The following is a 26,453-nucleotide window of genomic DNA, read 5'->3' as shown; positions in this document are numbered from 1 at the left end:
GCACCCATGTCGTATGGTCGACAGGGACGGATCCCCCGCACGAGGAGCGCCCGTGACCCAGCAGCAGTCCGCCGAACCCACGCTCACCGGCGTACGCAACTTCCGCGACGTCGGAGGGCTGCCGACCTCCGACGGGCGCCGCCTGCGGCACGGTGTGCTGTACCGCAGCGGCCACCTCGCCCACGCGAGCGAGGAGGACGCCGCCTTTCTCGGCGAGCTCGGACTGCACACGGTCTTCGACTTCCGGAACTCCGCCGACCAGGCCCTGGAGGGGCCCGACGTGGAGATTCCCGGCGTGCGGAACGTCAACATCCCGCTGACCGACCCGGCCGACGGTGCGGAGTTCTGGCGGATGGTGCGCGAGGGCGAGCTGGACCAGCTGCGCGCCGCCCTGTCCGACGGCCAGGCCGCGGACCGGATGATCTCCTCGTACCGGGGCATCATCCGGCACCGCACCGCCGAGCACAGCCGGCTGCTGCACGCGCTCGCCGAGGACAGCGTGCCGGCGCTGATGCACTGTGCGGCGGGCAAGGACCGTGCGGGCCTGTCGGTCGCCGTCACTCTCCTCGCCGTCGGCGTGGACCGGGAGGCCATCGAGACGGACTATCTCGCCTCCAACTCCCCGCACCGCCGCTACAAGGTGCACCGCAGTTCGTCCTCGCAGGCCGGCATGTCGCCCGAGGTGCTGGAGCTCCTGGCGCCGCTGTTCGACGCGCGGACCACCTACCTGGACGCCGCCTTCACCGCCATCCAGGAGACCTGGGGCGGAGTCGAGACGTATCTGACGGACGGCCTGCAGCTCAGCACGGCGACGCGGGAACAGCTGCGCGACCGCCTGCTGGAGGACTGAGCTCCGGCCGGCGGGCCGGCGTCACTGCCGGCCCGCCGGGTCTTGCTGCCGCGCCGGGGGATGCGGCTGCGGCCGCGCTGTGGGTCTGCGCAGTTCTCCGCGCCCCTGTACGGCGCAGCCGCGCCGCTAGCGGGCGGCCATCGCCTGTTTCACGAGGGTCCGGCCGAAGTCCCAGATCAGGCCGCCGCCCTGGTGTGCGTCGTCCATCACCTCGGTGAAGGCGTCCACGAACCGGTCGACCTCCCGCTCACCGATGATCAGCGGCGGGATGAGCTTGATGACCTCCAGTTCGTCGCCGGAGACCTGGGTGAGGATGCGGTACCTGTGGAACAGCGGCGCCACGACGAGCTGCGCGAACAGGCCCTTCCGCGCGGTCTGGAGCATCGTCCAGCGGCCGCGCAGCGCAAGGGACTTGGGCCGGCCGAACTCGATGCCGACCATCAGCCCCCTGCCCCGCACCTCGTGCAGCAGTTCGTACTGGGGGACGAGCGCCGAGAGCCGGTCCCGCAGCAGATCGCCGGTGCGCCGGGCGTGCGCCGTGAGGTCCTCGTCCTCCATGACGGCGAGTGTCGCCAGACCGGCGGCCATGGCCTGCGCGTTGGCGCCGAAGCTCGCGGAGTGCACGAGCACCTTGTCCATCGAGGAGTAGACCTTCTTGAAGATCCAGTCCTTGCCGAGTGTCGCGCCGACGGGCACATAGCCCCCCGACAGCGCCTTGGCCACACAGACCAGGTCGGGGTCGACTCCGTCCTCCCACTGGTAGGCGAAGAAGTCGCCGGTGCGGCCCAGCCCGGTCTGCACCTCGTCGACGACGAGCAGCGCACCGTGCCGGTGCAGCAGCTCGCGTGCCTCCCGCAGATAGCCGGGCGGCGCGGCGTGCACACCCTTCCCCTGGACGGGTTCCACGATCAGCGCCGCCACGTCGCCGCTCCGCAACTCCCGCCGCAGCGCGTCCAGATCGCCCAGCGGTACGGGAGTGTCGGGCAGCAGCGGCCCGAATCCCTTACGGAAACCGTCCTCCCCGTTGACCGACAGCGAGCCGGTGGTCAGACCGTGGAAGGAGTGGTCGCAGTGCAGTACGCGCGACCGTCCTGTGGCCCGGCGGGCGAACTTGAGCGCGGTCTCCACGGCCTCCGTGCCGCTGTTGCCGAAGAAGACCCGGTCCAGTTCCGGCGTGTGGGAGAGCAGCTTCTCGGCGAGGAGCCCGGGCAGCGGCGGACAGTCGAACCGCGTCAGGTCGGCCAGTTGGGCGTCGAGCACGTCGTGCAGGGCGCGCCGTACGACGGGATGGTGGCGCCCGAGTCCCATGACGCCGAAACCGGCGAGCATGTCGAGATAGTCGTTGCCCTCGGTGTCGTAGAAGTAGGCGCCCTCGGCGCGCTCGTAGACCTTGTCGAAGCCGATGGTGTGCAGCATGCGCGGCAGTTGGTGATTGAGATGGCGCGTGTGCAGGTCGTACCGCTCGCCGCCCCGTTCGGTGAGCAGTTTCGCCAGATCGAAGTCGGTCACGCGGTGCTCTCCTCACTGGCCTCGACGGCCCGCGTACGGTCGACGGTCCGCGTACGTCCGATGGTGCGTTCGGCGGGCCGCGTACGCAGGAGGGTCGCCGCGACGCGCCCCGCGACCTCCGCCGGGGTGAGGCCGAGGTCGGCGAGCAGTTCGCTCCGTTTGGCGTGCGGCTGGAAGGCCGCGGGGATGCCGAGCGAGCACAGCGGCATGTGCACCCCGGCGTCGCGCAGCGCCTGGTCGACGGCCGAACCGACGCCGCCCGTACGGCAGTTGTCCTCCACCACCGCGACGGCGCCGAAGCCGGAGGCGAGCGGCGGCAGTTGTTCGTCGACGGGCTTCACCCAGCACGGATCGACGACTGTCGCGCCGATTCCGCGTCCCGCGAGCAGGGCTGCGGCCTCCATGCAGACCTGTGTCATGGCACCGACGGCGACGATCAGGACGTCGCGGTCGACGTCCTCGTACAGCACATCCATGCCGCCGATGCGCCGCAGTGCCGGAATCTCCTGTCCGACGGTCTCCTTGGGGAAGCGCACCACTGTCGGCGCGTCGTCGACGGTGACGGCTTCGCGCAGTTGCTGCCGGAGCCGGTCGGCGTCGCGCGGGGCCGCGATGCGCAGTCCGGGGACGACCTGGAGCATGGACAGGTCCCACATGCCGTGGTGGGAGGGCCCGTCGGGTCCGGTGATGCCGGCCCGGTCGAGGACGAACGTGACGCCGCAGCGGTGCAGCGCGACATCCATCAGCACCTGGTCGAAGGCCCGGCCGAGGAACGTGGCGTACACGGCGACGACCGGGTGCAGCCCTCCGGCCGCCATGCCGGCGGCGCTGACGGCCGCGTGCTGTTCGGAGATGCCGACGTCGTACACGCGGTCCGGGAAGGACTCCGCGAAGCGCGTCAGTCCGACCGGGTCGAGCATGGCCGCCGTGACGGCGACGATGTCGTCCCGCTCCGCGCCGAGCCGCACCATCTCGCCGCCGAACACCGAGGTCCAGGACGGCCCGTGAGAACCGCCCACCGGTTCGCAGGTGGCCGGGTCCATCCGGCCCACCGTGTGGAACCGGTCGGTGTCGTCCGCGAGCGCGGGCCCGTATCCGCGGCCCTTCTCGGTGCGGCAGTGCACCAGGACAGGACCGCGGAACCGTTTGGCGCGGCACAGCGCCGACTCGACGGCTGCGACATCGTGCCCGTCGACAGGGCCGATGTACTTCAGGCCGAGGTCCTCGAACATGCCGCGCTGCGGCGCGACCGCGTCCTTGAGTCCCTTCTTGGCGCCGTGCAGCGCCTCGTAGAGCGGCGGGCCGACCACCGGGGTGCGCTGCAGCAGCCGTTTGCCCCACGACAGGGTGCGCTCGTAGGCGTCGGTGGTGCGCAGCGTGGCCAGATGGTCGGCGAGACCGCCGATGGTGGGCGCGTACGAGCGCCCGTTGTCGTTGACGACGATGACCAGCGGCCGGTCCTTGGCCGCCGTGATGTTGTTCAGCGCCTCCCAGGCCATGCCGCCGGTCAGCGCCCCGTCGCCGGTGACCGCGACGACGTGCCGGCGGCTGCCGCGCAGCGCGCCGGCCTTGGCGAGACCGTCGGCCCAGCCGAGCACGGTCGAGGCGTGACTGTTCTCGATCACGTCGTGCTCGGACTCGTCCCGCGACGGATAGCCGGACAGGCCCCCCTTGCCCTTGAGCTTGGAGAAGTCCTGCCGCCCCGTGAGCAGTTTGTGCACGTAGCTCTGGTGCCCCGTGTCCCACAGGATGCGGTCGGCGGGCGAGTCGAACACCCGGTGCAGTGCGAGGGTCAGTTCGACCACACCCAGGTTGGGCCCGAGATGACCCCCGGTACGGGACACCGCGTGCACGAGGAACTCGCGGATCTCCGCGGCCAGTTCCGCCAGTTCGCCGGGGGTCAGCGCGTCGAGATCGCGCGGCCCGTTGATCTTCTCCAGCAAGGACATGAGCGTCCCCCTCTTCTCGGCTCGGCCTCGCCCGCTCGTTTCCCGAACAGCAGCTCTCTCCGGACAGCTGCCCTCTCCGGACAGCCGCCTACGCCGTCGTGGTCACTTGCCGCCGCTGATGACGGTCTCCCGGGCGGCCCGCAGGGACTCCTTGAGGGAACCCATGGTCGCCAGGACAGCGGTCGGCTCGTAGCCGCAGTGCGCCATGCAGTTGGCGCACCGGGGGTCCTTGCCGCGCCCGTACTTGCTCCAGTCGGTGTCCTCGATCAGTTCCTTGTACGTGGCCACGTAGCCGTCGCTCATCAGGTAGCAGGGCCGCTGCCAGCCGAAGAGCGAGTAGTTGGGGATGGCCCAGGCCGTGCACGCGAAGTCCGCCTTGCCCTCGAGGAAGTCGAGGAAGAGCGGGCTGTGGTTGAGGCGCCAGCGGGCGCGGTTGCCGCCCGCGAAGGACTTCTTGAACAGCTCCCTGGTCTGCTCGACGCCGAGGAAGTGCTCCTGGTCGGGCGCCTTCTCGTAGGCGTAGGCGGGCGAGATCATCATCTCGTCCACCTTCAGCTCGTCATTGAGGTAGTTGAGGACGTCGATGACGGTCTGCGGGGTGTCGGTGTTGAAGAAGGTGGAGTTGGTGGTGACGCGGAAGCCGCGCCGCTTGGCCTCCTTCATCGCCTCCACCGCCTCGTCGAAGACGCCTTCCTTGGCGACGGACTCGTCGTGCCGCTCGCGCAGTCCGTCGATGTGCACGGCGAAGGCGAAGTAGGGCGACGGCGTGAACTCGTCCATCTTCTTGCGCATCAGCATCGCGTTGGTGCACAGGAAGACGTACTTCTTCCTGGCGACGAGCTGCCGCACGATCTCGCCGATCTTCGGGTGCATCAGCGGTTCGCCGCCGGCGATGGAGACCATCGGCGCGCCGGACTCGAGGACGGCGCCGACCGCTTGTGCGACCGGCATCCGCTGCTTGAGCACCCCCGCGGGATGCTGGATCTTGCCGCAGCCCTCACACGAGAGGTTGCAGGCGTACAGCGGCTCCAACTCCACGATGAGCGGGAACTTCTCGCGGCGCTTGAGCTTCTGCTGGAACAGGTAACTGCCGATGCGGATCGTCTGGCGCAGAGGCATGGCCATGTCGAGTTCTACCTCCGTGGGAGCAGAATTGCGTGCTGCCAATTGATGAATGCCGGTACAGCACTACGAAGCACGTTGAATGCTGATATTCCACCGCGAAAGGTGCCAAACCGGATCAGTTCGTGCCCTGGAGCGTCCACCACCACCCGTACGGCCGCAACCGGGCGGCCGACGGCGGTACACGTTGCGGTCTCCAGGACGGCGGCCGACTCCATGTCGACCGCGAGGGCGCCGGTCGTCTCCCGCAGGGAGGCGCGTTCGGCGTCCCGGACAATGTGTCCCGACCCCGCGAGCAGGCCGGTGTGCACGGTGCGGGCACTCTTGTGCCCGGCGAGCGCCCGCATGAGCACGCCGGTACCGGCGCACTCCGTACGGACATCCGCGGCCGCCTCTCCCCCGTCGTCGCCGAGGGTGGCCTCCGCGACGACGAGGTCACCGGGGCGCATGCCGGGGACGAGCCCCGCGCAGAAGCCGGTGGCCAGGACGGAGGTCCGCCCCGGCTCCGGCTCCGTACACAAGGCGCGTGAGACCGCGTCGCGCGCCGCGTCCGGGCCCATGCCCGTCCGCAGCACCGTGACAGGTCCCGGTGCGGAGCGGCCCGCCCGCCGTGCCGGGGCCCCGCGCAGCGCGAACCGCTCGATGCCCAGCGCGCAGGCGAGGAGCAGCGGTGCCCCGGCGGCGGACGGGCCGCTCACCGGAGTTCACCCCGCGCGGGCGGCCCCGGGTACGGCACCCGCCCCCGTGACCGCTTTCTTCCGGCGCCGGCCGGCCCCCCGTGACGGCGCATCAGGCGCCCTTGCGGGGCAGCCCGTCGCCGTGGAGATAACGGCCCAGCGCGGTGACGGGGAAGACCATCCGGTACAGGTGGTAGTTGATGGAGAAGTCCCAGGGGAAGCCGGTCCCGGTGAACCAGGGCTCGTCCCAGGAGCCGTCCTCCTGCTGGGTCCCGGCGAGCCACTCGATGCCGCGGGACACCGCTTCGGAGTCCCGCTCCCCCGCCGCGAGCAGCGCGAGCAGCGCCCACGCGGTCTGCGAGGCGGTGGACGAGCCGTTCGCCGCCCATTCGGAGTCGATGTAGGAGCGCAGGTCCTCGCCCCAGCCGCCGTCCTCGTTCTGCACGTTCGCCAGCCAGTCGACCGCGCGCCGCAGTGCCGGATGGGAGACGGGCAGTCCCGCGGCGACCAGCGCGGGCACCACGGACCCGGTGCCGTACAGGTAGTTGACGCCCCAGCGGCCGAACCAGGAGCCGTTGCTCTCCTGTTCGGCCAGCAGCCAGGCGACGGCCTCGCGGGTGCGCGGGTCGTTCTGCATGCCCTCGGCTGCGAGCATCTCGACGACGTGCCCGGTGACGTCCGCCGACGGCGGGTCGATGACCTCGCCGAAGTCGCAGAACGGCAGCCGGTTGGGGAACGGGCTGGTGTTGTCGACGTCGAAGGCGCCCCAGGGGCCGCCCTCGGACTGCATGCCCAGCGTCCAGCGGGCCGCGCGCGCGACGGCCTCGTCCACCCGGCCGGTGTCGGGGTGCTGTACGCGGCGCAGCGCGAGGGCGACCTCGGCGGTGTCGTCGATGTCGGGGTAGTTGTCGTTGTGGAACTCGAACGCCCAGCCGCCGGGCGGCAGTTCCGGCCTGCGCACGGACCAGTCGCCGGGGCGGTCGATCTGTTCGCCGAGCATCCATTCGGCGGCCTTCACCAGTGCCGGATGGTCGCGCGGCACGCCGGCGTCGGCGAGTCCGATGACGGCGAGGCAGGTGTCCCACACCGGGGACTGGCAGGCCTCGATCATGCGGCTCTCGTGCTTCTCGTCCCACACGGTGTACCGGTCGAGGGACTCCAGCCCGGCCCGCATGACGGGGTGGTCGAGGTCGTAGCCGAGCAGCCGCAGCGCGATCAGCGAGTAGACGGCGGGCGGCTGGATGCCGCCCCAGCAGCCGTCGTTCTCCTGCCGTTCGATGATCCAGCGCGCCGCGTCCTTGAGCGCGGACCTGCGCAGCGAACGGACGGCGACCTTGCGGTACTTGTGCAGCATCCGGTCGAGCCGCTGGAAGACGCCGTCCCAGCTGTTGACCGGGGCGAACCGCTGCGGCGGGTTGGGCCGCACCGGGTCGCGGTGCAGTTCGTCGAGGAGGAACGGCGCGGGATGTACGGGCCGCAGCGCGGAGACCACGGTGAGCGGCACGATCGTCTGCCGCGCCCAGCACCCGAAGTCGTAGATGTTGAGCGGGAACCACTTCGGGAAGTAGATGATCTCCGGCGGCAGTTCGGGCAGATCGTCCCACTTCCACCAGCCGAACAGGGCGAGCCAGATACGAGTGAAGACCCGGCTGGACGCGACACCGCCGCGCTCGCGGACGAACGCGGCGGCGCGGGCCATGTGCGGCGCGTCGGGCGCGTCCCCGGCGAGCCGCAGCGCGACGTACGCCTCGATGGTGGTGGACAGATCGCCCGGGCCCCCGAAGAAGGTGGCCCAGGTGCCGTCCTCGCGCTGCTGTGACCGTACGAACCGGGCGGCCGCCTGCGTGGTCTCCTCGTCGCGGATGCCGAGGAACTCGCGCAGCAGCAAGTCCTCGGCGTCCATGGTGACGTTGGTCTCCAGGTCGCCTTTCCACCAGCCCTGACCGTCCTGCCGGGCGAGCAGGTTCTCGACGGCGCGGTCCGTGGTCCGCTCCGCGAGGGTGGTCAGGCCCTCAGGGGTGCCGAGGAGAGCACCGGAGGCGGCCGCTCCGGCGCCCCCGTCGGTCGTGGCTGTCATCTCTTCCCCTTTCCGACGTGTCCGACGTACTCGAAGTGTCTGGATTCAGCGAGTCTGCCCCCATGCGGGCGGTCCGGCCAGCCCCCTGCCGTACAGCGTTACGGCGTGTTGCCCTACGGCGTCAGTTCTGCCGCACCACGACGAAGTCGGCCAGCGCGACGAGTTGGTCCCGCACCCGGCCCGGCATGTCGACGGTGTCCAGCGCGGCGATGGCGGTGGTGTGCTGCCGTTCCGCCTCCTGCGAGGTCCACTCGCGGCCGCCGGCCTCCTCGATGAGCGCGGCGCGGGTGGCGAACTCCGCCTCGTCGAAGTCCTCGAACTCGGCCTGGGTCTTCTTCGCGTCGGTGGTCATCAGCTCGGCCAGCTTCTGCGCGGCGGGCCCCTGTCCGTCGAGCGCGGCGACGACCGGCAGGGACTTCTTGCGCTGCCGCAGGTCGCTCCACGCCATCTTGCCGGTGGCCTCCGGGTCGCCCCAGATGCCGAGCAGATCGTCGACCGCCTGGAAGGCGAGGCCGAGGTGGTAGCCGTACGACTCGAGCGCGTCGGCCGTACGGTCGTCGGCACCGCCGAGGACGGCACCGATGGACACGGCGCAGGCGAGCAGCGCGCCCGTCTTGTTGCCCTCCATCTCCAGGCACTCGCTGACGGTGACGCGTTCGCGGTGCTCGTAGGAGATGTCCTGCGCCTGCCCGTCGATGAGCCGGCGGGTCGCGGTGGTCAGCCTGCGGGTGGCGCGGCCGGCCTCCACGGTGCCGAGCTCCAGGAGGAGTTCGTTGGCGAGGGCGAAGAGCGCGTCGCCGACGAGGATGGCCTGCGCGGGGCCGTGCACCTTCCAGACGGTGTCCCGGTGCCTGCGTTGTTCGTCACCGTCCATCAAGTCGTCGTGCAGCAGCGAGAAGTTGTGCACCAGCTCGACGGCGACGGCACCGGGGATGCCGGTCTCCGGCGCCGCGCCGGCGGCTTCGGCGGAGAGCAGGGCGAGCGCCGGGCGGACGGCCTTGCCGCCGTCGCCCTCGGAGGGCCTGCCGTGCTCGTCGATCCAGCCGAAGTGGTACGCGGCGACGGTGTCCATCGGGGGCGCCAGCCGGTCGACTGCGGACCGCAGCACCGGCATGGCGAGCGTACGGCCGCGGTCCAGCAGCGTCCGTACGCTCGCGGTGTCGACGGTGCGCTGGTTCGCCGGGATCACAGGGTCTCCTCTGCGTTCTGTGCTGGCTGCCTCTAGCGGGCTGTCGATGGTCATGCCATCGCCCTTCCTTCCGTGCCGGGCACCGGGTCGTCGTCGTACGGGCGGCCCACGGCGACGAGGGCCTCCCTTGCGGCGGACGCCCCACTGCGAACAGCGCTTTCCATGGTTGCCGGCCAGCCAGTATCGGTCCAAGCTCCCGCGAGGAAGACACCGGGCACCCCGGTACGGGCGCCGGGGCGCAGCCGTCCGACGCCGGGCGCCGGGTCGAAGGTCGCGGTGCGCTCGCGGGTGACGAAGAAATCGCGGACGACGGCGTCGCGTGCGGCGGGCAACAGCCGTGCCAGTTCCGGAAGATAGCGCTCGCGGAGCGCGGCGACCGGCTGGTCGATCTCCTCGCCCGCCGCGGACTGGGACAGCGCGAGATACTGCCCGTCGGTGAGCCCGGAGGGCTCCGTACGGTCGAACACCCACTGGACGGGGCTGCCGAGCGCGGCGAAGAAGGGCCGGCGCAGCACCTTGCGGTCGTAGACCACGTGGATGTTGAGGATCGGTGCGGTGCCGATGTCCAGCAGCCGGTCCGGGTGCTCCAGCGCGCCGTCGGGCAGCAGGCCGTGGGCCTCCGTCTGCGGGACGGCGAGCACGACGGCGTCCGTCTCCAACTGCTCGGCGGGTCCCGTCCCGTTCTCCAGGGAGACCTGCCAACCGCCGCCCGGCAGCGGGGAGATGGAGCGTGCGCGGGTGCGCAGCAGGGTGCGTACGCCGGCCTTGTCGAGGGCTGTGCGGGCGAGCGTGTCGTGCAGCTCGCCGAGCGGCACGCTGGAGACGCCGATGTCGGCGGCGCCGGGGTCGGACAGCAGCCCCGTCTTGAACACCATGGCGGCGAGCCCCATGGAGGCGTGCGGGGCGCGCGCGTTGAGCGTCGCGGTGCCGACGAGGTCCCACAGGGCCTCGATGGCGCGGTCGGACTGTCCGTTGCGGTGCAGCCAGGTGGCGAAGTCGATGCCGTCGAGCGCGGGGTCGGCCGGGTCGATGTTCTGCAGCGCGAGCGCGGCACGCCCCACGGCGACGCGTTCGGACAGCGACAGGTGCGGATAGGTGGCGAGGCTGCCGAGCAGGTGCAGCGGGACGGGCAGCGCGGTGCGCCGCAGCCTGCCCAGCCGCGGCCGGTCCGGGGCCACGTCGAGGACCGGTACGTCCAGCCTCCGCTGGAGCGGGGCGAGTCCGGCGCCGCCGACCCGGTCGAGGAACCATTCGTACGCGGTGCAGCACCGCAGGTGCACATGCTGGCCGTTGTCGATGGTCAGGTCGCCCGCCGGGGAGTTGCGCCGGAAGGAGAAGGCGAGGCCGCCGAGCCGCGGCCGGGTCTCGGCGAGGGTGACGGACACACCGGCGTCGGCGAGCCGCAGGGCCGCCGTGGTGCCGGCGAGTCCTCCGCCGATGACCAACGCGCCCGTGCGCCCCCCGGGTTGAGCCTCAGACAAGGTCACGGCACCACGCTCCGGCGGGCCGCCTGCCGCGCGTCCAGGCCTGAGAGGCCGCGCGCCGCGACGTACGCCTTCTCGCGGGCGGGGAGGCTGACGCGCTGCCGCAGCACCGCGTACGGGTCGGCGGCGATCCTGCTGAGCAGCCGGTGGTAGATGCCCGCCATCGCGGCGACGCAGGCGCCGGATCGGCGGTCGAGCATGGGCAGCAGCTGGAATCCCTCGGCGAACAGGGCGCGGGCGCGCCGTACTTCGAATTGCACCAGGCCGGTGAAGTCCGCTCCGGCCTGCGGCACGCCACCGGCGAACCCGGTGGCACAGCCGAATTTCTCAAGGTCCTCCGTCGGCAGATACGTACGTCCGTTGTCGGCGTCTTCCCGAACATCCCGGAGAATATTGGTGAGTTGGAGGGCGAGTCCCAATGTATCGGCGTATTCAGGGGCGCGCGAAGCATCGCGCACGCCCGGTAGCGTACCGAATACACCGAGCGAGAGGCGGCCGATCGCGCCGGCCACACACCGGCAGTAGTCCTGCAGGTCCTCCCAGGTCGCGTACGTGGCGCCGTGCACGTCGAGCAGCACGCCGTCGATGAGTTCGTCGAGCCCGCCGAGCGGGATCGGGAAGTGCCCCGCCGCATGACTGAGGGCGACAGCGACCGGGTCGGTGTCGCCCTCGGTGACATCGCCGGCGCGGATGCGGACGAGGAGCGCGCGCGTCTCCTCCAGGCGCGCCTCCTTGGCGGCCTGCTCCAGCGCGCCGTCACCGATGTCGTCGACGCGGCGGGAGAAGGCGTACAGCGCCGACATGGCCTGCCGCTTGGCGGTGGGCAGGAGCCGGATGCCGTAGGCGAAATTGCGGGCCTGCTGACCGGTGACGGTCTCGCAGTAGCTGTACGCGGCTGTCACCGAGGGAGGCAGCTGCGCCGCCGGCCGGGGTCTGTCCACTTCTCAGTCACCCCTCTCTGCGCAGGGTCGCGACCACCTCGCGCACCAGGGCGCGCTTGGTGGGCCGGGGAGTTCCGGTCAGTACGTCGAATCCGGCGTCCCGCAGGGCGCGCACGGCGGCGCGGCCGCCGCCGGTGAACCCGGCGAGCAGCAGCCGGAGTCGTCCGCCGACGCTGTGCGCCAGCGGAGTTCCGTGGTGCAGCAGCCGCAGCGCCTGGTCCGCCTCGTACGCGACGAGCGCGCGCAGCGAGGCACCGGCGTACGGTGCCGCGAGATCGGCCTCGGACACCCGGAATCTCTCCATGTCCTCGGCCGGCAGGTAGATGCGGTCCCGGACGAGGTCCTCGGCCACGTCCTGGAGGTGCTCGACGATCTGCAGTCCGGTACAGACGGCGTCGGAGTGGCGCACGCGTTCCGGTGTGGTGGTGCCGGTGATGGCCAGAACCAGACGCCCGACCGGGTTGGCGGACAGCTCGCAGTAGGCGAACAGGTCGTCGCGGCCGGCGTAGCGGCGGACCTTCTGGTCCTGCCGGTTGGCCTCGATGAGCCCGAGGAACGGTTCGGGAGTGAGGGCGGCCCGGCGCACGGTGGGCACCAGCGCGGTGAGCAGCGGGTGTTCGGGCGGACGTGCGCCGTGTTCCGCGGCGTCGAACGTACGGCGCAGCTCCGTCTCGAAGGCGTCGAGGACGGCGAGCCGGTCGCCGGCCCGCTCCGGTGGGACGCCGAGCAGTGCGGCGTCGCGCCCGCCGGGAGGCAGGTCGCCGTCGCCGATGTCGTCGACAAGGCGCGCGTAGCCGTAGACCGCCATCAGGTCGTCGCGCCAGGCCCGGGGCAGGAAGCGCGGTGCGACAGGGAAGTTCTCCCGCGCGGCCTTGGCAAGAAGTGCGCGCGCGTCCGCATCCGCCTCCGCGGTCACCACGTGCTGCCAGTAGCCATTGCCGTCACAACTCCGTTTCTACACTGTCACCCCATAACAGCCTATTTCGGACACGCCGCACGAAGTAGGCTTACGGTTCCCCCCAGCGACAAGGCAGCACACGGGCCGCATCCGCTGACATCTCCCCGTCCAGTACGCGCACAGCCTACGCCGTAGGCCATGACGCCGTACGGGCAGGGAGAGTTGAAATCTGGTCAAGGTGCGGTAAGCCCGGCAATGGTCACGGACAGGGCGTGTTCCACCATCACGTCGATCTGATCACCGGCGAAAGCGGAGAGCGGGCCGTCGAGAAGGAGCACCGACATTCCGTGCACCGCGGCCCAGGCGGTGACCTCCGCGCCGGGCCGGCGCGCGGGCGGCATGGCGCCGGATTCGACGAGCGCGTCCAGCGCCTCGATCAGCAACACGAAGGAGTTGTCCGCCCATTCGGCGCCCCCGGGGAGTGCCCCGTCCCCGCCGAGCTCGGACCCCTCGGCCAGCGGCGTACGGCAGAAGGCGACGCGGAAGAGCCCCGGCTCCGCGCGGGCGAAGGCGACGTAGCCCCGCCCGATGGCGCGCAGCCGCTCGGCCGCCGCCTCGCGCGCGCCGCGGTTCCCGCGGGAGCGGCCGGCCCGGCCCCCCGTACGCCGCGCGGCTTCTGACGCGGCGTCGGCCGCCTCCATGGAGCGCACCAGCCACTGCTGCCCGCACTCCTTCACGGCGCCCAGCAGGTCGGCCTGCCCGGCGAAGTGCCGGTAGGCGGCCGTGGGCGACACTCCCACCCGGCGCGCCGCGGCGCGGAGCACGACCGCCTCGGGGCCGCCCTCGCGGGCCAGCACGACGGCGGCCTCGACCAGCGCGTTGCGCAGATCGCCGTGGTGATAGCCCTCCTTGGTGCGCCGCCCCGCGCCGTCACCCGCGTCCACGCCCGCTCCCTTACTCGTCGCCATACCTTCATCCTGCCCGATGTTGACAGGATTAACATCCCCTGGAACAGTCCAAGTTGACGCTGTTCACATTGGATCGCGTCCACGCACTCTTCCAGGGGGGACGACGTGCTCACGCGTATCGCTGAACTGGCCCTGCACCGGGCCCGCACCCTGCTTCTCCTCACCCTCGCCGCCGTGTTCGCCATGGCGGCCGTCGGCTTCGGCGCCTTCGACAAGCTCCAGGGCGGCGGCTTCGAGGACCCCTCCGCGCCCTCGACCCGCGCCGAGGCCCTCATCGACCGCGAGTTCGGCGGCGAGAGCGACCTCGTCCTGCTGGTCGCCGCCGACGGCGGCCGCGACCTGGGCTCCCCCGCCGTCGACCGGGCGGGCCGGGACCTCACGGCGGAGCTGAGGAAGGACTCCCGGCTGGAGCACGTCACTTCCTACTGGGACACCGGCAGTTCGGCCCTCACCTCGCGGGACGGCACCCAGGCCCTGATCGTCGCGCACGTCAACGGCGACACTCCCGCCGTCGCCGAGGAGATCAGCGACGAACAGGGCGGCGACCGCGGCGCGGTCACCGTACGGGCCGGCGGCCCCGCGGCACTCGACATGGACGTGACCGAGCAGGTCACAGAGGACCTCGCCGTCGCCGAGATGATCGCCGTCCCGGTCACCCTCGTGCTGCTCGTCCTCGCCTTCGGCAGCCTCGTCGCCGCGCTGCTGCCCCTGGCCATCGGACTGATCGCCATCCTCGGCACCTTCGCCGAGCTCTATGTGCTCGGCAGCGTCACCGACGTGTCCGTCTTCGCCATCAACCTCACCACCGCACTCGGCCTCGGACTCGGCATCGACTACGGGCTGCTGCTGGTCAGCAGGTTCCGCGAGCGCCTCGCCGAGGGCGACGAAGTCCCCGACGCGCTGCGCACCACCGTGCGCACCGCCGGCCGCACCATCGCCTTCTCCGCCGCCACCGTGATCGCCGCGCTCGCCGCACTGCTGGTCTTCCCGCTCTACTTCCTGCGCTCGTTCGCCTACGCAGGCATCGGCGTCGTCGCCATCGCCGCCCTGTCCGCGCTCCTCGTGGTCCCCGCGCTGCTGGCGCTGCTCGGCCACCGCGTCAACGCGGGCAAACTCCCGTGGGCCAAGGCCGTACGCCGCGCCGACGCACCGCTGTGGGGCCGTCTCGCGAGCATCGTCATGCGCCGCCCGGCGCTGACCGCGCTGCCGGTGCTCGCCCTGCTGCTGCTCGCCGCGAGCCCGCTGCTCGGCGTCACCTTCGGCACACCCGACGAGCGGGTACTGCCCGAGGAGCGGGAGAGCCGCCAGGTCGCGACCGCGCTGCGGGACGGCTTCAGCGGCAGCGACACGGACGCGCTCCAGCTGGTCACGACGGGACCGGCGGGCCCCGCCGCGGTCGGCCCGTACGCGGACCGGCTCTCCCGGCTCGACGGCGTGACCCGCGTACAGGCCACGACCGGCACGTACACCGACGGACAGCGCACACCGGCCGGACCGGCGAACACCGCGCTCGGCAACGGCGACGCGCAGCGGCTCACCGTCACCGCGTCCGCCGCGCCCAAGTCGGAGACGGCGCAGGAGCTGGTGCGCACGGTCCGCGCGCTGCCGCCGCCCGGGGGCACCGACGTGCTCGTCGGCGGTACGGACGCCCGGCTCGTCGACTCCAAGCAGTCCATCGGGGACCGGCTGCCGCTCGCCATCGGCATGGTCGCGGTGACCACGTTCATCCTGCTGTTCCTCTTCACCGGCAGCGTCACCCAGCCGCTGCGCGCACTCGTACTGAACGCGGTCAGCCTGTCCGCGTCGATCGGCATCATGGTGTGGATCTTCCAGGACGGCCATCTGGCCTCGCTGCTGGGCTTCACGCCGATGCCGATGGACACCTCGATGACGGTGCTGATGTTCTGCATCGCCTTCGGACTGTCCATGGACTACGAGGTGTTCGTCACCAGCCGGATGAAGGAGCTCCACGACGCCGGGGCGGACCACCGCACCGCCGTCGTCCAGGGCCTCTCGCACACCGGACGGATCGTCACCATGGCGGCCGGGCTGCTCGCGGTGAGCTTCTTCGCCTTCGGCACCAGCGGCGTCAGCTTCCTGCAGATGTTCGGCCTCGGCAGCGGCCTCGCCATCCTCATCGACGCGGTCGCCGTACGCGGCGTCCTGGTCCCCGCGGCCATGCGGCTGCTGGGCCGGCGCGCCTGGTACGCGCCGAAGGCGCTGCGGCGGCTGCACAGCACGGTGGGTCTGGCCGAGAAGACGCCGGAGGAACGCACCTCCGCCGGGGTGTGAACCCGCCTGCCGGAGTCTGAACTCCCGTACGCAGAACGGCTGCCCCGGCGCTGAGCGCCGGGGCAGCCGTCGTACGTCAGGCGCGGGCTACTTGCCCGTGAACTTCTCGTACTCCTTGAGGACTTCCTCCGTCGGGCCGTCCTGCACCAGCTCGCCCTTCTCCAGCCACAGCACCCGCTCGCACGTGTCACGGATGGACTTGTTGTTGTGGCTGACGAGGAAGACGGTGCCGGCCTCCTTGCGGAGCTCCCGGATGCGCGCCTCGGAACGCTTCTGGAACTTCTTGTCGCCGGTGGCCAGCGCCTCGTCGATCATCAGCACGTCGTGGTCCTTGGCCGCCGCGATCGAGAAGCGCAGCCGCGCCGCCATGCCGGACGAGTACGTCCGCATGGGCAGGGTGCTGAAGTCGCCCTTCTCGTTGATCCCGGAGAACTGGATGATGTCGGCGGCGCGCTCGTTGATCTCCTCGCGGGACATGCCCATCGCGAGACCGCCGAGCACCACGTTCCGCTCGCCCGTCAGGTCGTTCATCAGCGCCGCGTTGACACCCAGCAGCGAGGGCTGCCCGTTGGTGTAGACGAGCCCCGACTCCGGCGGCAGCAGCCCCGCGATGGCGCGCAGCAGCGTCGACTTGCCGGAGCCGTTGGTGCCGATCAGGCCGATGGCCTGGCCCTTGTACGCCGTGAAGCTGACGCCCTTGACCGCGTGCACCTCGCGCACACCGCCGCCCGGCTTCCGCTTCACAATGCGGTTGAGCGCGGCGGTCGCGCTGCCCTTGCCCTTCGCCCCGCCGTACACGCGGTAGACGATGTGCAGGTCCTCCGCGATGACGGTCGGCACCCACGGACCGGCCGGCGTCTCCCCGGCAGCCGGCCGCGGCGCGTCCTCGGCCTTCTTCGTGTCCTCAGCCACGGCCATAACGCTCCTCCGCCTTCCAGAAGAAAACAAATCCGCCGATGCCGAAGATCAGCGCCCAGCCGACCGCCAGCGTCCACACGTGCGGCGGGAGGTCGCCCCGCTGGTATCCGTGGATGAAGGCGAAGCGCATCAGGTCCATGTACACGGCGGTCGGGTTGGCCTGCACGAGGTCGGTCAGCCAGTCCGGGGCGTGGGCCCGCACCGTCAGCATGTAGTGCAGCGGGAACATCACGCCGGACGCGTACATCCACGTACGCGTGACGAAGGGCATCAGCTGCGCCAGGTCGGGAGTCTTGCTCCCCATCCTGGCCATGATCAGTGCCAGCCCCGTGTTGAACAGGAACTGCATGGCCAGCGCCGGGACCATCAACAGCCAGGACCACATGGGGAAATGGCCGAAGCAGAGGAGGATGACGACCAGGACGATCATCGAGTACAGCAGCTGCTGGAGCTGCTGCAGGCAGATGGAGATGGGCAGCGAGGCCCGGGGGAAGTGCAGGGCCCGCACGAGGCCCTGGTTCCCGGAGATGGCGCGCACACCGTTCAGCACCGAGGTCTGGGTGAAGGTGAAGATGAAGACGCCCGTGACCAGGAACGGCACATAGTTTTCCTTGCCGCCCGGGACACCGGCCCGGCCCCCGAGGAGCAGGCCGAAGATGAAGTAGTAGACCGCCGCGTTCAACAGCGGGGTGGCGACCTGCCAGAGCTGGCCCAGCTTGGCCTGGCTGTACTGCGCCGTCAGCTTCGCCCGGGAGAAGGCGAGGATGAAGTGGCGACGGTCCCACAGCTGTCGTACGTATTCGGTCAGTGTCGGCCGCGCTCCGCTGACCGACAGGCCGTACTTGGCCGCGAGTTCGGCCGGTGCCAGCCGGTCGTCCGATGACGGCGGCGGCGCCACGCCGACCGCACCGCCGTTCGTTGTCTCGCTCACGTTGGAAACTTTCGTCCTCACACTGCGCAGGTGGGCTGTGTCAGTTGTGCCGTCGGATCTGGACCGATGCTCTCAGATCCGAGCCTGTCAGATGACCGGAGGCCGACCGAGCCGGGTCAGCCGCCATACCGTACGCCACCGCATCGGCCTGCGCGGTCCACAGGGTGTCGTCCAGCCCTCCTTGAAACCGCCCAGCCACGCGCGCAGCGCGGGCCGCGACGGACGGCGGGCCAGCGTGAGCAGAAGCCACACACCCAAGTACACCGGGACCAGCGGCGCGGGCAGGTTGCGGCGGGCGAGCCAGACGCGGTTGCGGGCCACCATGCGGTGGTAGACCGCGTGCCGGCTCGGCGCCGTCGTCGGGTGGTTGAGCACCATGTCCGCGCGGTAGTCGATGGCCCAGCCCGCGTTGAGCGCGCGCCAGGCCAGATCGGTCTCCTCGTGCGCGTAGAAGAAGTCCTCCGGCAGCCCGCCGACCTCCGCGAACACCTTCGTGCGCACCGCGTTGGCGCCGCCCAGGAAGGTGGTCACGCGGGAGGAGCGCAGCGGGTCGGAGGCCCGCAGCCGCGGCACGTGCCGGCGCTGCGTCTCGCCCGTGTCCGGGTCCGCGATGCGGAAGCTGATGATGCCCAGCTCCGGGTCCGCCTCGAAGGCCGCCCGGACCAGCTCCGCCGTGTCGTTGCCCGGCAGCAGCCCGTCGTCGTCGAGGAAGAGCAGCCCGTCGACCTCGGCGCCCGAGGGGCCGAACGCCTCGATGCCGACATTGCGGCCGCCGGGGATCCCGAGATTTTCCGCAAGTTCGACCGTCCGTACACCTTCGGGCAACGCGGGCAACGGCGCGCCGTTACCCACCACGACGACCTCGACCGGGTCGCCGTCCTGCTTGGCCACGGAGTCGAGCAGCGCACGGAGTTCCTCGGGGCGGTTGCCCATGGTCAGGATGACCGCGCCCAGCTTCATGGCCGTACCGGGCCCCGAGCCCCCGGCGCCGGCGGCCATCGCCGCCTTCTCGGCCTGTGCCGCGCGGAGCGCCTGCTGCGCCCTCGCGGCGTCGTCGCCGTCCATCTTCCGTACTTCCTCCCTCACTTGAGCCTGCTCGAGACGAGTACGGACACCAGGTGCAGCAGCGTCTGCAGGACCGCGATGCCCGCGAGGACCGCGACGCCGAGGCGCGAGAAGAACAGATCGCCGCGGACCGTGTCGAGCACGGACAGCAGCAGGATCAGCAGCGAGGCCTCGATGCCGAGGATCAGCCGGTGGAACTGCAGCGCCGCGGCGGCCTTGCGGGCCAGCGCCATACCCGACGAACGCGGTACGGCCGCCGCCTCCTTGACCGGCGGCAGCCCGCCCTGGTGCCGGGCGACCCCGACGAGGTCGGTCTCGGCCTTGATGAGGACGGCGCCGAGGGCCGCCAGGGTTCCGAGGAAGGCCCACATCCAGTCGATGCGCCCCTCGCCCCACAGGTCGGCGGCCCGCATTCCGAAGCCCAGCAGGACCGCGGCGTCGCACAGGTAGGCGGCGACCCGGTCCAGGTAGACCCCGGACAGCGAGAACTGCTTCTTCCAGCGGGCGACTTCGCCGTCGACACAGTCGAGCAGCAGATACAGCTGCACCGCCAGCACGCCGAGCACGGCGCCCCAGATGCCGGGTACCAGCAGGGCCGGCGCCGCCAGGGCGCCGGCCACCGTCATCAGGTACGTCAGCTGGTTGGCCGTGACCCGCGTGTTCACCAGGTGCCGGTCGACACGCAGCGAGAGTTCGCGCATGTAGAGACGTCCGGCCCAGTGCTCACCGCTGCGCCTGTCCTTCACGCCCTCGGGGTGAACGACAGGGCGGAGTTCAGCTACTGACGGCTTGTGCATAGTCGGCGTACGCGTCCCTGATCTGGTCTGCGGACAGGTCGAGGTGTTCCAGGATCGTGTACCGGCCGGGGCGGGTCTGCGGCGCGTACTCCACCACCTTGACGAACTCCTCGACGGAGAAGCCCATGTCGGTGGGCAGCACCGGCAGCCCGTGCCGGCGCAGCACCTGCGCCATCAGGAGCGAGGTCTCCCTGTCGCCGCGCAGATGCGTGGCGAACGCCGCCGCCATGCCGCACTGTTCGCCGTGGCTGGCCGCACGCTTCGGGAAGAGCAGGTCGAAGGCGTGGTTGATCTCGTGGCAGGCGCCGGAGGCCGGACGGCTGTCGCCGGCCACCGACATGGAGATGCCGGTGAGCACCAGACCCTCGGCCAGCACCTGGAGGAACGCGTCGTCGCCGACGCCTCCCGGGTGCCGCAGCACGGCCTCGCCGGCCTGCCGGGCGAGGGCGGCGGCCAGGCCGTCGATGTCCTCGCCGCGCACCTCGTGCGCCAGCTCCCAGTCCTTGACCGCGGAGATGTTGGAGATCGCGTCGCCGATGCCGGAGCGCACGAAGCGCACCGGCGCCTCGCGGATCACATCGAGGTCGATGACGACCGCTATCGGGTTCGGCACCCCGTACGAGCCGCGGCCCGCGTCGTTGTCCAGGGTGGCGACCGGCGAACACAGGCCGTCGTGCGAGAGGTTGGTCGCGACGGCGACCAGCGGCAGGCCGATGCGCGCCGCGGCGAACTTCGCACAGTCGATGATCTTTCCGCCGCCGAGGCCCACGACCGCGTCGTAGCGCCCGGACTTCATGGCGTCGGCGAGCTTGATGGCGTCGTCGATGGTGCCGCCGCCGACCTCGTACCAGTCGGCGTTGGGCAGCTCCGGGGAGAACCGCTCGCGCAGCGCGGCACCGGAGCCGCCGCTGATCGCGAAGGCCAGCTTGCCGTTGGAAGAGATCCGCTGATCAGCCAGCAGGCCCGCCAGGTCGTCCAGGGCGCCGCGGCTGATGTCGACGACAACCGGGGACGGGATGAGGCGGGTCAGTACTGGCATGCGATCTCACGGCCCTTCGCGAGGTCGTCGTGGTTGTCGATCTCGACCCAGGAGACGTCGCCGATGGGCGCCGTGTCGATCTTGAAGCCGCGGTTCACGAGCTCCTGGTAGCCGTTCTCGTAGAACTCCTGCGGGTCCCGCTCGAAGACGGCCTGCAGGGCGTCGGCCAGCTCCTCGGCGGCCTCGGCCTCGATGAGGGTGACGCCGATGTACTCGCCGTCGGCCTCGGACGGGTCCATCTTCTTCGTGATCCGGGTCATGCCCTTCTCACCCTCGACGACGACCTTCATCTCCTCGTCGGCGAGGTCCTTCACGGCGTCCACCGCGAGGATGATCTTCTGGCCCTTGCCGCGCTCGGCGAGCAGAGTCTTCTCGACGGAGACCGGGTGCACGGTGTCGCCGTTGGCCAGCAGCGCGCCGTTCTTGATGACCTCACGGGCGCACCACAGGGAGTAGGCGTTGTTCCACTCCTCGGCCTTGTCGTTGTCGACGAGCGTGAGCTTGACGCCGTGCTTCTGCTCCAGCGCCTCCTTCCGCTCGTACACGGCCTCCTTGCGGTAGCCGACGACGACGGCGACATCGGTCAGACCGACCTCGGCGAAGTTGCTGAGCGCGATGTCGAGGACCGTGGTGGCCTCCTCGCCCTCCTGCTCGGGGCCCACCGGCACCAGGGCCTTGGGAAGGGTGTCGGTGTAGGGGCGCAGACGCCGTCCGGCGCCGGCGGCCAGCACGAGGCCGATCATTGGGGTTCTCCTGTTTCGTCGTGTACGGCGGGTGCTTGCGAGGACACCCAGAAGCGGATGCTCTCGAAGAGCACCGCGGCCGCGATGACCACGGCGAATGCGGTCAGCGCGATGGTGAAAATCTGCCCGGGGCCGCTCTCGCCGCCGAGCCACAGGGCAGCGGCGGCAGTGACCACCAGGGTCCGTCCTTCGTGCCCCCCGATCGCCTGCACCAGCCGGTGCGGAGGCGCTCCGGTGCCGCCGCGGATGCGGTACACCGTGTCGTAGTGATGGTAGGCGACCGCCGCCACCAGCCCGAACGCGGCGGGAACCGCGCCACCTGCCCCGGAACGGGCGGCGATGACCAGAATGACGGTGTATTCGGCCGCCCGGAAGAGGGGCGGAACGAGCCAGTCCAGCGAGCCCTTGAGGGGGCGCGCGACGGCCAGCCCGGACAGCACGGCCCAGCCGAGCGCGGCCAGACACAGCCAGGGGGTGCCGACGGGGGCCCAGTACGCGGTGGCGAGCAGCCCCGCGGCGCCCAGCAGCGCCACGGCGGGCGCGCCGAAGCGCGGCAGCCGGACACGGTGGAAGGCGCCGGAGAAGCCCTGCGCGAGGGGACCGGAGTCGGCGAGGTCGGCGAGCGCGACGGCCGCCCGGTCCGTACGCCGGGCCCGCCGGGTCAGCGAGCGCAGCAGCCGGCCCGCCGTGGTGTAGCAGCCGGCCAGGGCGCAGCCGATGAGCAGCACAGTGAAGGTGACGCGCGGCGTGGTGCAGGCGGTGAGCACGGCGATCAGCGCCCAGCGCTCCCCGATCGGCAGCACGATCATGCGGCGCAGCCACACGGTCCAGCCGACACGGTCCAGCCGCCGGGAGAGCGCCGCCGTGGGGCTGCCCTCCTGAGAGTTCGCTGCCGCGGTGGCGTCGTGGTTCGCCTCGTTGAAGGAGAAGTCGACGATGTGCCGTACGGACTGCAGCACCATCGCGCCGAGGGCCAGCGCCCACGCGTCGTCGCCCGTGCGGGAGGCGCCGAGGGCGAGGCCCGCGTAGAAGGAGTACTCCTTGGCGCGGTCGAAGGTGGCGTCCAGCCAGGCGCCGAGGGTGGAGTACTGGAGGTCGTAGCGGGCCAGCTGTCCGTCCGCCGCGTCCAGCACGAAGGAGGCGAGGAGCAGCACGCCGGCCGCGATGAAGCCGCCGCGCGTGCCGGTCGCGGCGCAGGCCGCGGCGATCAGGGAGACCAGCAACGAGGCCGTGGTGACCTGATTCGGCGTCAGGCCGCGCCGGGCGCACCAGCGGGCGACGTACTTGGAGTAGGGGCTGACGCAGAAGGTGGTGAAGAACCCGTCGCGGGACTTCACGGCGGAGCGCAGCCGTACGGACTCGTCGTCGACGGCGGCGGTCGCCGCCTCGGCCTCGGCGCGCGCCGCGTCGTCGGCCGGTACGGCGGCGACGAGCACGCCGAGTTCGGGCCGCTGCACGGTGACGCCCGCGGCGTCGAGGGCGGCGGTGACCGCGTCGGGCAGTACGGCGTGACCGGCCTCGCACACCGGGGCTGCCGTACGCGCCGCCGCGGCGGGGGCCGTCGCGGGGTCGTCGGAGCGGTCGAGCTCGTCGAGCGAGACGGAGAGGTCCTCGGTGGCGGCGGTGGCCGCGCCGCGGCCGGCGGCCCGCGCGGAGGTCGCGCCGCTGGGGGTACGCCCTGCCGCGGTCCGCTCGGGCTCGCCGGCGGCGGCGGACACGGCGCGGGTCAGCGCGGCGCGCGCCTCCGGCTGCGCGGTGACCGCGCCGGGAGCGGCGGCGGCGGGGAACCGGGGGTCGGTCAGGGAGAGCCGGAGGCTGTGCACATGGCCGGTGAAGCGGGGGTCGACGAGGGCGACCCGCTCGCGCGCCGGTACTCCTGCGAGCAGACCCGGCACCTCGGCGGCCTCCGCCGCCACACACACGTCGAACCCGAGCGACCGCAGGTCGCCCTCCAGTGGCGACCCGGCGACCGGCGGACCGGTGAGAATGGCGGTCGACAGAACGAACTCACTCCTTGGAAGCTTCGCGCGTCCGCGGAACCGGGCCTGGGGAAAGGGCCGGGCAGCGGATCAGAACACACCGTCACCCGGTCGGGTGGGGGTGCGTCGGCTGAGGCTATCCGATCGACGGAGCGAGCTTTCACTACGCGTTCACCGGATCAGTGTTGCTCGGCCGGAGCACAGCATGGTCGATCATGGCCATGGCGCACAAACCTGCAATCCGCCGGTGCCGTGCGCGGCGCCGGATAGGGTGCCGATATGACGTGGTTGATCACAGGTGGGGCGGGTTACATCGGCGCGCATGTGACGCGGGCGATGGTCGAGGCCGGTGAACGGGCCGTCGTGCTGGACGACTTCTCCAGCGGCGTACCGGAACGGCTGGAGCGGCTGAGGGGATTGGGGGCGCATGAGGGAGATGTCACGCTGGTCCGCGGCTCGGTGGGGGACCGCGAGCTGCTGGACCGTACGTTCGCCGCGCACGAGATCGACGGAGTGATCCATCTCGCGGCGAAGAAGCAGGTCGGCGAATCCGTCGAACAGCCGCTGCGGTACTACGAGGAGAACGTGCACGGTCTGACCGTGCTGCTGGGGGCGGTCGTGGCCGCGGGCGTACGGCGGTTCGTCTTCTCGTCGTCCGCCGCCGTCTACGGCATGCCGGATGTGGACCTCGTCACGGAGGACACCCCCTGTGTGCCGATGAACCCGTACGGCGAGACGAAGCTCGCCGGCGAGTGGCTGGTCAGGGCAGCGGGGCGGGCGCACGGGCTGAGCACGTCCTGTCTGCGCTACTTCAACGTGGCGGGCGCGGCCGAGCCGGAGCTGTCCGACACCGGGGTGTTCAACATCATCCCGATGTTCTTCGACGCGCTGACCCGTGGCGTACCGCCGCGGATCTTCGGTGACGACTATTCGACACCGGACGGCACCTGTGTCCGGGACTACATCCATGTGCAGGACCTCGCCGAGGCGCACGTGGCCGCCGCGCGGCGGCTCGACGGCGCGGGCACGTCCGGCGACCTGACGTTCAACATCGGCACCGGGACCGGCGTCTCCGTACGGGAGATGGCGGACCTCGTCGCGGAGATCAGCGGAAAGCGGGAGCCGGCGGCGGAGGTCTCGCCGCGCCGCGCGGGCGACCCGGCGCGGGTCGTGGCCTCCGCCGAGCTCACCGCGAAGGAGCTCGGCTGGAGCGCCCGGCACGACGTGCGCGACATGGTGGCCTCGGCCTGGGAGGGCTGGGTCCGGCGGCACCCGGAAGCGGACTGACGGACTGTGGAATCCCCTGACCTGCGGGGACGAAACCGCAGGTCAGGGGAATGACAACGGTATTCGGCTTCGCGTTGCCAGATACCGCCGGGCCCTAGTTCACTGATCTCGTCGGACGCGGTCGGGACGAGGGAGGGGCAACAGCGATGGGTGCCGGACACGATCACGGCGGACCGCCGCCCGCGGGCGGCGGAACCGCTGCCGCCGCGTACCGCACGCGGCTGCGCACCGCGCTGTGCATCACCCTCGGGGTCCTCGTGCTCCAGGTGGTCGGCGGCGTCCTCGCGGACTCGCTGGCGCTGCTCGCCGACGCGGGGCACATGGCCACCGACGCGCTGGGGCTGGGCATGGCGCTGCTGGCGATCCACTTCGCCAACCGTCCCGCCACCGAGCGCCGCACCTTCGGCTTCGCCCGCGCGGAGATCCTCGCCGCGCTCGCCAACTGCCTGCTGCTGCTCGGCGTCGGCGGCTACATCCTCTTCGAGGCCGTGGACCGCTTCCTGCATCCCGCGGAGACCGACGGCAAGCTGGCGATCGCGTTCGCCGCTGTCGGCATGGTCGCCAACATCGTGTCCCTGTCGCTGCTGATGCGCGGGCAGAAGGACAGCCTCAATGTGCGCGGGGCGTTCCTGGAGGTGCTGGCCGACACCCTCGGATCGCTGGCGGTGCTGGTCTCCGCGACCATCGTGCTGGCCACCGGCTGGCAGCAGGCCGACCCGATCGCCTCTCTCGTTATCGGCTTGATGATCGTGCCGCGTACGGTACGGCTGGCGCGCGAGGCCCTGGACGTCCTGCTGGAGTCCGCGCCGAAGGACGTCGATCTGAGCGAAGTCCGGTCGCACATCCTTGCCGTCGACGGGGTGCAGGATCTGCACGATCTGCATGTCTGGACGATCACTTCGGGCATGCCGGTGCTCTCCGCGCACGTCGTCGTCGCACGTGAGGCGCTCAACTCCCGCGGCCAGGAACGGATATTGCACGAGCTGCAGGACTGCCTCGGCGGCCATTTCGACGTCGAGCACTGCACGTTCCAGTTGGAGCCGCACGGACATGCGGCGCATGAAGCGAAACTGTGCCACTGAGGTACGGCAGACTGGGGAGCATCCGGCCCTCCCCGACTGAAGGATGCACATGGCGAACAGCGCAGCGGCCCCGATCATGCTCGAACTTGTCGACGAGGACGGCAGGACGATCGGCACCGCCGAGAAGCTCTCCGCCCATGTCGCCCCGGGCAGGCTGCACCGCGCCTTCTCCGTCTTCCTCTTCGACACGGAGGGACGGCTGTTGCTCCAGCGGCGCGCCCTGGGCAAGTACCACTCCCCCGGCGTCTGGTCGAACACCTGCTGCGGGCATCCGTATCCGGGGGAGCCGCCGTTCGTGGCCGCCGCGCGGCGCACGGGCGAGGAGCTGGGGGTGACGCCGGCGCTGCTGCGCGAGGCGGGCACGGTGCGCTACAACCACCCGGACCCGGAGTCGGGGCTGGTGGAGCAGGAGTACAACCATCTGTTCGCGGGCCTGGTGACGGCTCCGCTGCGCAGTGACCCCGAGGAGATCGCCGAGACGGCGTTCGTGACGCCGGGTGAGCTGAAGGAGCGTCAGCGGGAGAGCACGTTCTCCGCGTGGTTCGACACGGTGCTGGACGCGGCGCGCCCTGTGGCGCGCGAGGTGACGGGCAGCGCGGCAGGCTGGTGAGCCGCGCCGGCCGTTGAGCGGGGAGAGTTGCGCGGACGGGTCGTAC

The 26,453-nt window shown here is 71.1% G+C and carries 22 protein-coding genes; 5 read left to right on the top strand and 17 right to left on the bottom strand.

Annotated elements, in window-relative coordinates; genetic code table 11:
* Positions 1–52: 52 nt before the first annotated feature.
* Positions 53–850 carry a tyrosine-protein phosphatase gene (locus tag AC3AGO_RS28455; protein ID WP_487823098.1) on the top strand — a complete coding sequence of 266 codons (798 nt, stop codon included), beginning with the start codon at positions 53–55 and terminating at the stop codon, positions 848–850.
* A 126-nt stretch (positions 851–976) separates the two neighbouring features.
* Here the strand turns inward: AC3AGO_RS28455 and AC3AGO_RS28450 are convergent, their stop codons facing one another.
* The 10 genes from AC3AGO_RS28450 to AC3AGO_RS28405 all read right to left on the bottom strand — a co-directional run bounded on the left by AC3AGO_RS28450 (position 977) and on the right by AC3AGO_RS28405 (position 13,664).
* Positions 977–2,359 carry an aspartate aminotransferase family protein gene (locus tag AC3AGO_RS28450; RefSeq protein ID WP_487823097.1) on the bottom strand — a complete coding sequence of 461 codons (1,383 nt, stop codon included), beginning with the start codon at positions 2,357–2,359 and terminating at the stop codon, positions 977–979.
* A complete protein-coding gene (gene dxs, locus AC3AGO_RS28445) occupies positions 2,356–4,308 on the bottom strand; it encodes a 1-deoxy-D-xylulose-5-phosphate synthase (protein ID WP_487823096.1) in 1,953 nt (650 codons plus the stop codon). The genes AC3AGO_RS28450 and dxs overlap by 4 nt, the downstream gene beginning before the upstream one ends.
* A 102-nt stretch (positions 4,309–4,410) precedes the next feature.
* On the bottom strand, positions 4,411–5,433 hold the full coding sequence (gene hpnH, locus AC3AGO_RS28440) for an adenosyl-hopene transferase HpnH (RefSeq protein ID WP_487823095.1): 1,023 nt from the start codon (positions 5,431–5,433) through the stop codon (positions 4,411–4,413).
* Between the two features lie 8 nt (positions 5,434–5,441).
* Complete coding sequence (locus tag AC3AGO_RS28435; protein ID WP_487823094.1) at positions 5,442–6,128, bottom strand: phosphorylase family protein; 687 nt, start codon at positions 6,126–6,128, stop codon at positions 5,442–5,444.
* Positions 6,129–6,219: 91 nt separating this feature from the next.
* Positions 6,220–8,184, bottom strand: a complete 1,965-nt coding sequence (shc, locus tag AC3AGO_RS28430; RefSeq protein ID WP_487823093.1) for a squalene--hopene cyclase — start codon at positions 8,182–8,184, stop codon at positions 6,220–6,222.
* 121 nt (positions 8,185–8,305) lie between these two features.
* The gene (locus AC3AGO_RS28425; protein WP_487823092.1) at positions 8,306–9,427 is read right to left on the bottom strand and encodes a polyprenyl synthetase family protein; all 1,122 of its coding nucleotides are present in this window, start codon (positions 9,425–9,427) and stop codon (positions 8,306–8,308) included.
* Positions 9,424–10,860 carry a hydroxysqualene dehydroxylase HpnE gene (gene hpnE, locus AC3AGO_RS28420; RefSeq protein ID WP_487823091.1) on the bottom strand — a complete coding sequence of 479 codons (1,437 nt, stop codon included), beginning with the start codon at positions 10,858–10,860 and terminating at the stop codon, positions 9,424–9,426. Before hpnE ends, AC3AGO_RS28425 begins: the two co-directional genes overlap by 4 nt.
* Positions 10,857–11,798, bottom strand: a complete 942-nt coding sequence (gene hpnD, locus AC3AGO_RS28415) for a presqualene diphosphate synthase HpnD (RefSeq protein ID WP_487823090.1) — start codon at positions 11,796–11,798, stop codon at positions 10,857–10,859. Before hpnD ends, hpnE begins: the two co-directional genes overlap by 4 nt.
* Before the next feature lie 7 nt (positions 11,799–11,805).
* Positions 11,806–12,717, bottom strand: a complete 912-nt coding sequence (gene hpnC / locus AC3AGO_RS28410) for a squalene synthase HpnC (RefSeq protein ID WP_487823089.1) — start codon at positions 12,715–12,717, stop codon at positions 11,806–11,808.
* A 212-nt stretch (positions 12,718–12,929) separates the two neighbouring features.
* Complete coding sequence (locus AC3AGO_RS28405; RefSeq protein ID WP_487823088.1) at positions 12,930–13,664, bottom strand: TetR/AcrR family transcriptional regulator; 735 nt, start codon at positions 13,662–13,664, stop codon at positions 12,930–12,932.
* Between the two features lie 105 nt (positions 13,665–13,769).
* On the opposite strand from AC3AGO_RS28405, the gene AC3AGO_RS28400 reads away from it, so the two are divergent.
* The gene (locus AC3AGO_RS28400) at positions 13,770–15,956 is read left to right on the top strand and encodes an MMPL family transporter (protein WP_487823087.1); all 2,187 of its coding nucleotides are present in this window, start codon (positions 13,770–13,772) and stop codon (positions 15,954–15,956) included.
* A gap of 87 nt (positions 15,957–16,043) precedes the next feature.
* On the opposite strand, the gene AC3AGO_RS28395 is transcribed toward AC3AGO_RS28400, so the two are convergent.
* The 7 genes from AC3AGO_RS28395 to AC3AGO_RS28365 all read right to left on the bottom strand — a co-directional run bounded on the left by AC3AGO_RS28395 (position 16,044) and on the right by AC3AGO_RS28365 (position 23,371).
* Positions 16,044–16,874, bottom strand: coding sequence for an ABC transporter ATP-binding protein (locus AC3AGO_RS28395; RefSeq protein WP_487823086.1), 831 nt, complete (start codon positions 16,872–16,874; stop codon positions 16,044–16,046).
* Complete coding sequence (locus AC3AGO_RS28390; protein WP_487823085.1) at positions 16,861–17,805, bottom strand: ABC transporter permease; 945 nt, start codon at positions 17,803–17,805, stop codon at positions 16,861–16,863. Before AC3AGO_RS28390 ends, AC3AGO_RS28395 begins: the two co-directional genes overlap by 14 nt.
* Positions 17,806–17,892: 87 nt before the next feature.
* Complete coding sequence (locus tag AC3AGO_RS28385) at positions 17,893–18,765, bottom strand: glycosyltransferase family 2 protein (RefSeq protein ID WP_487824856.1); 873 nt, start codon at positions 18,763–18,765, stop codon at positions 17,893–17,895.
* 122 nt (positions 18,766–18,887) lie between these two features.
* Positions 18,888–19,667 carry a CDP-alcohol phosphatidyltransferase family protein gene (locus tag AC3AGO_RS28380; protein WP_487823084.1) on the bottom strand — a complete coding sequence of 260 codons (780 nt, stop codon included), beginning with the start codon at positions 19,665–19,667 and terminating at the stop codon, positions 18,888–18,890.
* Positions 19,645–20,706: an iron-containing alcohol dehydrogenase family protein gene (locus AC3AGO_RS28375; RefSeq protein ID WP_487823083.1), complete on the bottom strand. Its 1,062-nt coding sequence runs from the start codon at positions 20,704–20,706 to the stop codon at positions 19,645–19,647. Before AC3AGO_RS28375 ends, AC3AGO_RS28380 begins: the two co-directional genes overlap by 23 nt.
* The gene (locus AC3AGO_RS28370) at positions 20,694–21,449 is read right to left on the bottom strand and encodes a phosphocholine cytidylyltransferase family protein (protein WP_487823082.1); all 756 of its coding nucleotides are present in this window, start codon (positions 21,447–21,449) and stop codon (positions 20,694–20,696) included. The genes AC3AGO_RS28375 and AC3AGO_RS28370 overlap by 13 nt, the downstream gene beginning before the upstream one ends.
* Positions 21,446–23,371, bottom strand: coding sequence for a DUF5941 domain-containing protein (locus tag AC3AGO_RS28365; RefSeq protein WP_487823081.1), 1,926 nt, complete (start codon positions 23,369–23,371; stop codon positions 21,446–21,448). The genes AC3AGO_RS28370 and AC3AGO_RS28365 overlap by 4 nt, the downstream gene beginning before the upstream one ends.
* Before the next feature lie 336 nt (positions 23,372–23,707).
* Between AC3AGO_RS28365 and galE the strand changes: the two genes are divergently transcribed.
* From galE to idi, 3 genes are all read left to right on the top strand, one after another.
* Positions 23,708–24,715, top strand: a complete 1,008-nt coding sequence (gene galE, locus AC3AGO_RS28360) for a UDP-glucose 4-epimerase GalE (RefSeq protein WP_487823080.1) — start codon at positions 23,708–23,710, stop codon at positions 24,713–24,715.
* Positions 24,716–24,861: 146 nt separating this feature from the next.
* Positions 24,862–25,797: a cation diffusion facilitator family transporter gene (locus tag AC3AGO_RS28355; RefSeq protein WP_487823079.1), complete on the top strand. Its 936-nt coding sequence runs from the start codon at positions 24,862–24,864 to the stop codon at positions 25,795–25,797.
* 49 nt (positions 25,798–25,846) lie between these two features.
* The gene (gene idi / locus AC3AGO_RS28350; RefSeq protein ID WP_487823078.1) at positions 25,847–26,407 is read left to right on the top strand and encodes an isopentenyl-diphosphate Delta-isomerase; all 561 of its coding nucleotides are present in this window, start codon (positions 25,847–25,849) and stop codon (positions 26,405–26,407) included.
* Positions 26,408–26,453 lie beyond the last annotated feature (46 nt).

The sequence above is a fragment of the Streptomyces sp. BL1 genome, assembly GCF_057628045.1.
Note: the sequence above shows the minus strand (reverse complement) of the source record. Positions and strands in the feature narration are given on the sequence as shown.